The following is a 9,039-nucleotide window of genomic DNA, read 5'->3' as shown; positions in this document are numbered from 1 at the left end:
CCGCCCCCGCCGCCGCCATCTCCGCCGTCCAGCTGGGCGAGGACGGCATGACCCAGAGCGTCACGACAAGCGGCGGCGCCGTCCTGCTGGCCCGCACGCCCCTGCCTGAACTCAAGCCCAGCCTGAGGGACGTGACCCTGTCGGTCATGCCCGCGGGCCAGACCCCGGCCGAGCCCGGCCGCGCGGTCAAGGGACCGGACGGACAGGCGCGCTCGGCCGCCGTCGCGCCCATCGGCGACACTGGGCTGGCCGTGGTGGCCGCCCTGCCCCGCGCCCACGGCCTGGCCGCCTGGCTGGAGGACGCCTGGATGCTGGCCGGGCCCTTGCTGCTGGTGGTGCTGATGCTGGGCGTCATCGCCGTCCAGAACAGCCGCCAGATGCGGGCAGGCCGTCGCTGGGCCGAGACCGAGCGGCGCTTCCGCGTGGCGGTCGAGGCCGCGCGTTGCGGCATATGGGAGTGGGACATCGGCCGCGGCGAGATGGTGCTGTCCGACTATATGGCCGCCCTTCTGGAGGTCGAAGAAGGCTCGCGCCTGACGACCCAGGCGCTGATCGAACGCGTCCATCCCTCCTATCGCGACGTGCTGCATCAGGCGCTGGACGAGGCGGCCCTGAACGGCGCCTTCGAAGCCGCCTTCCCGATCCCGCTGAAGTCGGGCGGCGTCCGCTGGATCGACGCGCGCGGCCAGTCACGTCAGCCGCGCCGCGACGGCGTCTTCATCAGCCTGATGGGCGTGGCGCTGGACGTGACCGATGCGCGCCGCACCAAGGCCCAGGCCCAGGCCGCCGAGGGTCGGCTGCGCGACGCGATCGAGAGCGTGTCGGACGCCTTCGTCCTGTTCGACCGACGCGGCCGCCTGATCCTGTGGAACCAGGGCTTTCAGGACGCCTTCGCCTTTCCGCCCGGCGTCGTGCGACGCGGCGCGCTGAAGGACGAGCTGAACCGCATCGCCGCCGACGCCATCAAGTCCGAACGCCCATCCGTCGAAGGGCGCGCGGGCGTGCGCGAGGTCGAACTGAAGGACGGCCGCTGGTTGCAGATGGCCGAACGCTTCACCGGCGACGGCGGCACGGTGGTGATCTGCGCCGACATCACCGTCGTCCGCCGCCAGGAAGCCGAGCGCCGCCGCGCCGCCGATGAACTGCGCGCCATGGTCGAGGAACTGGAGGCCAGCCAGGACAAGCTGTCCCTGCTTGCGCGCAAATATGAGGTCGCCATGACCCGCGCCGAAGACGCCAACCGCGCCAAGTCCGAGTTCCTGGCCAATATGAGCCATGAACTACGCACGCCGCTGAACGCCATCAACGGCTTCTCGGAGATCATGGCGGGTGAAATGTTCGGGCCGCTGGGCGACCCTCGCTACAAGGGCTACGCCGCCGACATCCACGCCTCGGGCCAGCATCTGCTCAGCCTGATCAACGACATCCTCGACATGGCCAAGATCGAGGCGGGCAAGCTGACCCTGCACTATGAGGCGGTGGCGCTGGACGTGCTGTGCGGCGAGGCGGTGCGGCTGATGCGCGGCAAGGCGCTGGAGTCCCAGTTGCGGCTGGCCCTGTCCTGCCCGGAAGGGCTGCGCGTCGAGGCCGATCAGCGCGGCCTGAAACAGGTCCTGCTGAACCTGATCTCAAACGCCGTAAAGTTCACGCCCGAGGGCGGGGCGGTCAGAGTCAGCGTGATGCCCAGAGACGATGAGACGGTGCGCATCGCCGTGGCCGATACCGGCATCGGCATCTCAGCGGACGACCTGGCGCGTCTGGCCCAGCCGTTCGAACAGGTCGAAGGCCAGCATTCCAAATCGACGCAGGGCACGGGCCTCGGCCTGGCCCTGACCAAGTCGCTGATCGAACTGCATCGCGGCCGGATGACGATCGACAGCGAGCCGGGGCGGGGCACCACCGTCTGGTTCGACCTGCCCGTCAAAGCCCCGCAAGGCGCCATGAAGCCCGTGAGCGGCCCGGTTCAGCGGGTTCAGCGCGCGGCCTGATCGTCCGTAGGAGCCCCCGCATTGTCTGCGGCCTTGTGCTCCGGATGCGGCGTCGCGCACGTATCGCGGGTCCTCGACTTATGCCGCGACAGGATCGGCGCGAGGGCCTTGCGATTATCGGGCGACAGGCGGCCCAGCGTCTCGACCGCACCGGCCTCCAGACGAGCGCGCCCGCGCATCTCTGACGCGCGAGACCTTTCCAACAGAGCGGCGACCGTCACGGCGTCGAAGCGATCTGACGCCGTCATGACGATGGCTTCACGCCGCGCGGCGCGGGAGTCCTCGAAATCCGGCCGCGCTTCAAGGGCGTTGGCGCGCAGCTCGCTCCGGACCTGATCGCGGACGGCAGGCGGCAAGGCCTCGACCACGGCCCAGACGGGCTCGCTGCGACCCGGCCTGCGCCCTTCGATCGCCTGATTCTCGGCCTTGCGTGACAGCACCCAGGCGGTGCCTCCGCCGACGACGGCGAAGATGTTGAGCGCGACCGAGGCCGCCAGGGCGATCTTCAGACCCTTGTTCATACTTATCCCCCCAGGCCGGCGGCCAGGATTTCAGCGTCGTCCGCCGCTGTCAGACTGGCTTGATACAAGACGGTGTCGGCGCGGATTTCCGCCGTCATCTGACTGGTCAACACCATGCCGAAGGCCACGCCTGCACAGGCGGCGGCGGCCCAGCCCGCGCCCGACATCCAGGCGAACGGCCCCCACCGGCCTCGACGCCGCCCAAGATGGGCGCCCGCCGCATCAGCGATGACCCGCTCGCGCATGGCGTGAGACGGCGCCGGACGCGGCGCTGCGTCGAGAAAGGCGTCCAGCACGTCCGCCTCGCCGAGAATCCGACCCGCGCGCGGATCGGCGGCCAACAACCGGCGAGCGGCCTCGCGCTCCGTTTCGGGCCAGCGTCTCAGGTCGGCGCCATAGGCGTCAGCCAGATGCTCAAAACGTTCCAGGTCCATCGTCGTCATCTTCAGCCCCTTATCTCCCCGTCGCCTTCACGACGCCCTGCGGCGCGAGATCCGCCAGCGCCGCCCGCAACGCCCGCCGCCCGCGTGACAACAGGCTTTCCAGCGCCTCCACGCTGATCTCCATCAGGGCGGCGGCCTCGATATTGCCCAACTCCTGATAGTGGCACAGGACGATGGCCTCGCGCTGGCGCGGCGGCAGGCGCGACAGGGCCGCCTGAACCTGGGCGCCCGTCTCGGCGGCCAAAAGCCCCCGATCCGGCGCCGGACCGTCGTCGATATGGTCAGGAATGACGTCCGTCGCGATCTCGCGGCGGCGACGCAGCCGGTCGTAACAGAGATTGAGGGCCACGCGATGCAGCCAGGTATCGAAGCGCGCCTGTCCGGGCGTCCAGCGCGGCGCCTGTTTCCAGGCTCTGAGCATCGCCTCCTGGGCCACGTCCTCAGCCTCCGCCGCATCGCCCAGCATCCGCTGAGCGAGCGACAACATGCGCGGCAGCTTGCGCGCGACCATGGCCTGAACGGCGGCAGGATCGCCCGCGCCCACGCGCTTCACCAGGTCCTCGTCGGGGTCGGCGACCTTCGCCAATCACGCCTCTTTGCTTGGCTGCAATAAGGGCGAGCGGTCCAGCCGCCGTCCCCGACATCACCTTACTCCGAAACGGGCGCCGAAGGCGACGCCGTCCCCTGCGAACTGACCGCCGGGCGCTGCATCCGGCGCATGTCGCGCTTCTGACGCATCTCGGCGCGCCCCGCCTGCATGGCGGCGCGGCGCTCTTCGACGCTCAGCGTCCCGTCGCTGTTCGCGTCCATGCGGGCGAAGGCCTCGGTTGCCTTGCGTTCAACTTCGGCGATGACGACAGGGAAGCGGTCGGCGCCGCCGCGCGCAGCGTGGCCCCCCATGCGCCCCTGCTTCATGCCGCCCCTCGCATGGCCCCAACGGCCGGCGCCCATACGGCCTTCGCCGCTCGCCTGCTGGCGCGGCGCCTCAAACTCGGCGCGGCTGATGGAGCCGTCCTTATCGGCGTCCAGACGGTCGAACTGGGCGGCGCGACGTTCTGCGCGGCGGGCCTGGGCATGGGCGCGCATTTCCTCGGCCGTCACCTGGCCGTCCCCGTTCGCGTCGGCGGCCCGCAGTCGCTCGACGCGGCGCTGGACAAAGTCAGCCTGACTGATCGGCTGACCCGCAGACTGGGCCATGCGCGCCTGGCGTCCTGTTTCCGGCGTCGTCTGTGCAGCAGCGGCGCCGCCCAGCGTCAGCATGAGGGCGGATACGGCGGCGGCGGCGAATATGGTCTTCATCTCGATGGTCTCCTGGGGCGAAGCCGCCCCGAAAGCATCCCTGTCGAGAGATAGAACGGCGCCCGGATCAGTTTCCGTCGCTGATCGGCGGCAAAACCGCATCAAACGCCCGCCGCGCCCGCAGACGCAGGTCAATCAGACGCGCCTTCAGCGTTTCAAAATCCGGCGCCCCGACCGCTGCAGCCAGACGCTTCTGAAAGCCCGGCGGCTCCTGGTCGGGGTCGTTCTTATCCTCGAAAGCGCAGGCGGTCAGCTGCGACAGCTGTTGATGCATGCGCCAGCTGTCGGCCAGCACAGGGTCGTCCTTCAGCGCCTCCAGCGTCGAGACGGTCAGGGGCCGGCCCGCCGCCCCCGCCATCAGCTGGCGGTATTGGCCGACGAACTCGGCGTCCACCTGAGCCCCCGCCGACAGCTTCAGGTCCCAGAAGCCCTTGGCCGCCCGTTCGCGCTCCATCAGGTCGCGCATCGCCCGCACTTCGCGCGCGGTTTGCACAGCATCCCTGGGTCGCCGCAAGGCCTCGTCCAGCGCCGCCGTGACCTCGGCGCCGAAGCCGTCGTCGCTGGCCCACACCACGCGCGCGCGGGTCAGGGCCATGAACTCCCAGGTATCGGCCTCTTCGGCGTAATAGGCGCGCAGGGTCTCCAGCCGCACCGACACCGGCCCTTTCGAACCCGTGGGCCGCAGGCGCATGTCGACCTCATACAGACCGCCCTCGGCGGTGTGGGCGGACAGGGCGGCGATGAGCCGCTGGGTGAAACGGCCATAGAAGGTCTCGGCGCTCCAGCCGCGCCCGGCGGACGCGGCCTCGGGCGGCGCCTCATAGACGGTCATCAGGTCCAGGTCCGAGCCCGCCGACATCTCGCGCGAGCCCGCCTTGCCCAGGGCGACGACGGCGACCGCGCCCGCCAGCGCTCCGCCCAGACGCTCGGCCTCCTTCAAGGCCGCCGGGGCCAGCGCCCGCATACAGGCCTCTGCCATATCGGTATTGGCGCGCCCCGCCTCTTCCGGTCCCGCGCGGCCGGTAATGGTGTGCATGCCGATGCGGAAGACCTGTTCGCGATGCTGGCGACGCACCACGTTCATCGCCTCTTCGAAATCGGTCGCGGCGGCGGCCTCGGCCAGAAGCTGGCCGACGACGCCTGAATCTGCGTCCAGATCCGTCAGGAAGCGCGCGTCCAGCACGCCGTCCAGCGCCTGCGGCCGCCGCCCCAGCATCCGCGCCAGCCGGGGCGCGAAGGCCATCACCTCGACCACCAGTTCGAACAGCTTGGGCTGGTTCAGGAACAGGGCCTGCACCTGCACCCCGGCGCTGAGCCCTGCAAAGAAGACGGCGAACCGACGAAAGGCCGCGTCCGGGGCCCCCGTCTTGGCCACCGCCGTCAGCAGTTGCGGCGCCAGCCGGGTGAACAGTTCGCGCCCCCGCGCCGTGCGCGTCGCCTGAATGCGGCCGTGGTGCCAGCTGCGGATCGTATCGGACACGCTGGCGGGCTCGGAGAAGCCCATGCGGGCCAGCGTCTCCAGCGTGCCGGGGTCGTTCTCCACCCCGGTGAAGACGAGGCTGCCATAGGGAGAGGAAAGGTCTTCGCCCCCCTCGAACAGTTCGCCATAGCGGGCGTTGACCCGCACCAGCAGGCGCTCGATCCCGCCGTCGAAGGCCGCCAGATCGCCCTGCCCCGCCAGAGCCGCCACATCAGCGCGACGTTCGGGATCGACGGGCAGGATATGCGTCTGTTCGTCGGCCAGCATCTGAGCCCGGTGCTCCAGCGCGCGTAGCTCGACATAGGCGGCGCGCAGTTCGTCGCGCGCCTCAGGGCTGACATGACCCGCCTTGGTCAGGGCGTCCAGCGCCTCCAGCGTGCGCGGCGAGCGTAAGGACCGGTTCCGCCCGCCCAGGATCAACTGCTGGGTCTGGACGTAGAATTCGATCTCTCGGATGCCGCCCCGACCCAGCTTCAGATTGGCGCCCGCCGCCTCCAGCCCCTCGCCGGTTTTGTGGACGTGGATCTGTTTCTTGATCGACTGGATGTCGAGCACCGCCTGATAGTCCAGACTGCGGCGCCAGATGTAGGGGACCAACGCCTTCAGGAAACCGGCGCCCTCGGCCGCATCGCCCGCGCAGACGCGGGCCTTGATGAAGGCCGCCCGCTCCCAATTCTGACCGACGGATTCATAGTAGGCCAGCGCCATCGGCGCCGCGACTGCCGGCGGGGTCGAGGACGGGTCCGGCCGCAGCCGCAGATCGACCCGAAAGACGTAACCGTCCGCCGTCCGCTCGGCCAACAGGGCCGTCAGCCCCTGCGCCAGACGGTTGACGAAGCCCTGCATCTCCACGCCTTCCGACAGGGCGGTTTCAAGCGCTTCCGGCTCGTAAAACAGCGACAGGTCGATGTCCGAGGAGTAGTTCAGCTCGAACGCCCCGCCCTTGCCCATCGCCAGAACGAACAGGCCCGGAACCGGCCCGCGTGGATCGTCGGGCGTCGAGATCAGCCGCCCGCGACGGCTCCAGTCGTCGGCGATGATCCGAAGCGCCGCGCGCGCCGATGCATCGGCGAAGCGCGACAGGGCGCCCGTCACCTGATCCAGATCCCAGACGCCGCCCAGGTCGCACAGGGCCGTCAGAAGGTGCAGTTCCGCCTTCAGATGACGCAGCGGCGCCTTGGCCTCGTCCGGCGCGCCGGTCAGGGCGTCCGTCGCCGCCAGAATCTCCGCCTGCCGCGCCTCGGGATCGCTGTCCAGCGTCCGTCGTAGCCGATCCGGCCAGCGCCGCGCCAATCCGGCCAGATAGGGCGAGGCGGCGAAGACCGGCTCCAGCGCGCCCCACGCCGCATCCAGCGTCGCGCGCCAGCCATCGGCTTCCGCCACTTGAGCCAGTCGTTCATGCAGGCGCGCCGCCGCCTCTGCGTCGCGCACGGGGCCGCAGGGCTGCAACCGTCCCGCAAGACCTTCGCTCACGCCTCGACCTCTGGCGCCCGCGTGGCGGCGGGCAGGATCAGGGCCACGCGCAGACCCGGCCCGCGCCCGTCATAGACGCCCGGTCCCTCGTCCAGTTGGATGCGGCCGCCGTGCGCCTCGGCTACCGCCGTGACCAGCGACAGACCCAGCCCCGAGCCCGGCTCGGTGCGGCTGTTGTCCAGCCGCACGAAGCGTTGCAGCACGCGCTCGCGGTCTCCGTCCGGCACGCCCGGCCCGTTGTCGGTGACCGAGAACTCCACATCGCCCGACGAGCGCCGCCGCGCACGGAACATCACAGCCCCGCCTTCGGGGGTATATTTGACGGCGTTGTCGATCAGATTGGCGAGCGCCTGGGCCAGGAAGGGCTGGTTGCCCTCGATCATCAGCCCCCTCTCGATCTCGGCGGCGAACTCCAGCCCCTTGTCCTCGCCCGCCGGTTCATAGAGTTCGGCCATGTCTGCAGCCAGATCAGCGGCGTCGAACACCTTGGGCTCGGGCGCCCCGCCCGCCTGCAGTCGGGCGATGGCCAGTACGGTGTTGAAGGTCTTGAGCAGGGCGTCGGCTTCATCCAGCGCCACGCTGAGGGCGTCGACGCCCGAGGTCCGCCCCGCCTCGGCGTCGATCAGGGCCACCTCCATCTTGGCCTTCATCCGGTTCAGCGGCGTGCGCAGGTCGTGGGCGATGGCGTCGCCGGCATGGCGGATCGAGGCCATCGAGCCTTCCAGCCGGTCCAGCATGCCGTTCAGACCCTCGGCCAGTTCGTCCAGTTCATCGCCGGAATGACGGATGGGCACGCGCGCCTTCAGATCGCCCTCCTGAACCGCCGTGACCACGCGGTTCAGCCCGGCCATCGCCCGCTCGACGCGACGGCTGATCCACAGCCCGCCGCCGACGCCCAGCACCAGCACCATGACCATCGCGCCCCACAGAGCCTGGGTCAGTCGCGCCAGATAGGCCTCGATGTCGCCGATGTCCTCGCCCACGAACAGGTGTTCGCCGCCTGACAGCGAGGTGTTGACGCCGATCGACTGACGGCGCCGGACGCGACCGTCCTCGTCCGTATCGGTCAGTCGGAAGCTGTCCCACTGCCCCGGCTTCACCCCGTCGGGCACGTCGGTGATGTTGGCGGTGATGATGCGGCCCTCGGCGTCCTTGAAGACATAAAGGTAGGGCCCGTGGCGGATCGCCCGTTCGACCAGCGCCTGATTCAGAGCGTCTCGGCCGCGCGTGCGATAGATGGCGGTCAGACTATCGACCTCGCCCTGCACGCTCGTCTCGGCCCGCGTCCGCGCCTCGGACGCCGAAGCGAAATAGACATAAGCCAGCACCGCGCTGGCCGTCGCCACGAACAGCGCCAGAAACAGCAGCGTCAGCCGAAAAGGCGTACGCCGAAAGAGCGAGGGGAGTTTCACTTCAGCTTATCTCCCTCCCCTTCATGGGGAGGGAGGTCGCGCAGCGACCGGGTGGGGAGGGCTTCAAGCGCGCCCATTATGCCCGCCATCACGCTGTCCAGATCATCGCGAACGGCGGCGTTGTCGAATCTCAGCGTCGTGAACCCTTCGCCTGCCAGCACCGCGTCTCTCACCCTGTCCCTGTTCGCCCGCGCCTCGACCGTGTGGGTGACGCCATCCACCTCTATGACCAAGCGCTGGTCGAAACAGACGAAGTCGAGATAATAGCCGCGAAACGGCGCCTGCCGCCGAAAATGAAACCCTTGAGCGCGCAACAGCTTCAACTGCACCCACAGACGCGCCTCGGGCGGCGTCAGCGCCTTTCGCATGGCGCGGGCTCGAGCGATGATCGCCATGATTTGCAAGCCCTCCCCACCCGACCGG

8 protein-coding genes are annotated in these 9,039 nt (G+C 69.5%); 1 reads left to right on the top strand and 7 read right to left on the bottom strand.

Features of this window, described 5'->3' with window-relative positions; genetic code table 11:
- The coding region (locus tag D1604_RS06930) for a cache domain-containing sensor histidine kinase (protein WP_119412749.1) at positions 1 to 1,988 on the top strand (1,988 nt) is incomplete at its 5' end.
- Here D1604_RS06930 and D1604_RS06925 read toward each other — a convergent pair.
- The 7 genes from D1604_RS06925 to D1604_RS06895 form a co-directional block, all read right to left on the bottom strand.
- Positions 1,973 to 2,509, bottom strand: a complete 537-nt coding sequence (locus tag D1604_RS06925) for a periplasmic heavy metal sensor (protein ID WP_024353614.1) — start codon at positions 2,507 to 2,509, stop codon at positions 1,973 to 1,975. The genes D1604_RS06930 and D1604_RS06925 overlap by 16 nt on opposite strands.
- Before the next feature lie 2 nt (positions 2,510 to 2,511).
- A complete protein-coding gene (locus D1604_RS06920) occupies positions 2,512 to 2,952 on the bottom strand; it encodes a hypothetical protein (RefSeq protein ID WP_119412748.1) in 441 nt (146 codons plus the stop codon).
- A gap of 10 nt (positions 2,953 to 2,962) precedes the next feature.
- Positions 2,963 to 3,538, bottom strand: a complete 576-nt coding sequence (locus tag D1604_RS06915; protein WP_024353616.1) for an RNA polymerase sigma factor — start codon at positions 3,536 to 3,538, stop codon at positions 2,963 to 2,965.
- 62 nt (positions 3,539 to 3,600) lie between these two features.
- Positions 3,601 to 4,251 carry an EF-hand domain-containing protein gene (locus D1604_RS06910; RefSeq protein ID WP_158584919.1) on the bottom strand — a complete coding sequence of 217 codons (651 nt, stop codon included), beginning with the start codon at positions 4,249 to 4,251 and terminating at the stop codon, positions 3,601 to 3,603.
- A gap of 67 nt (positions 4,252 to 4,318) precedes the next feature.
- On the bottom strand, positions 4,319 to 7,204 hold the full coding sequence (locus D1604_RS06905) for a bifunctional [glutamine synthetase] adenylyltransferase/[glutamine synthetase]-adenylyl-L-tyrosine phosphorylase (protein WP_119412746.1): 2,886 nt from the start codon (positions 7,202 to 7,204) through the stop codon (positions 4,319 to 4,321).
- Positions 7,201 to 8,616, bottom strand: a complete 1,416-nt coding sequence (locus D1604_RS06900) for a sensor histidine kinase (protein ID WP_024353619.1) — start codon at positions 8,614 to 8,616, stop codon at positions 7,201 to 7,203. Before D1604_RS06900 ends, D1604_RS06905 begins: the two co-directional genes overlap by 4 nt.
- Complete coding sequence (locus D1604_RS06895) at positions 8,613 to 9,011, bottom strand: endonuclease domain-containing protein (protein WP_119412745.1); 399 nt, start codon at positions 9,009 to 9,011, stop codon at positions 8,613 to 8,615. The genes D1604_RS06900 and D1604_RS06895 overlap by 4 nt, the downstream gene beginning before the upstream one ends.
- Positions 9,012 to 9,039 lie beyond the last annotated feature (28 nt).

Origin of the sequence: Brevundimonas sp. LPMIX5, from assembly GCF_003576505.1 — a bacterium.
Taxonomy (GTDB): Bacteria; Pseudomonadota; Alphaproteobacteria; order Caulobacterales; family Caulobacteraceae; genus Brevundimonas; species Brevundimonas naejangsanensis.
Note: the sequence above shows the minus strand (reverse complement) of the source record. Positions and strands in the feature narration are given on the sequence as shown.

Excerpts from the sequence above, each read along its gene's own strand:
- D1604_RS06895 (WP_119412745.1), bottom strand. The coding sequence starts at position 9,011 with ATGGCGATCATCGCTCGAGCCCGCGCCATGCGAAAGGCGCTGACGCCG.
- D1604_RS06925 (WP_024353614.1), bottom strand. The coding sequence starts at position 2,509 with ATGAACAAGGGTCTGAAGATCGCCCTGGCGGCCTCGGTCGCGCTCAAC.
- D1604_RS06920 (WP_119412748.1), bottom strand. The coding sequence starts at position 2,952 with ATGACGACGATGGACCTGGAACGTTTTGAGCATCTGGCTGACGCCTAT.
- D1604_RS06910 (WP_158584919.1), bottom strand. The coding sequence starts at position 4,251 with ATGAAGACCATATTCGCCGCCGCCGCCGTATCCGCCCTCATGCTGACG.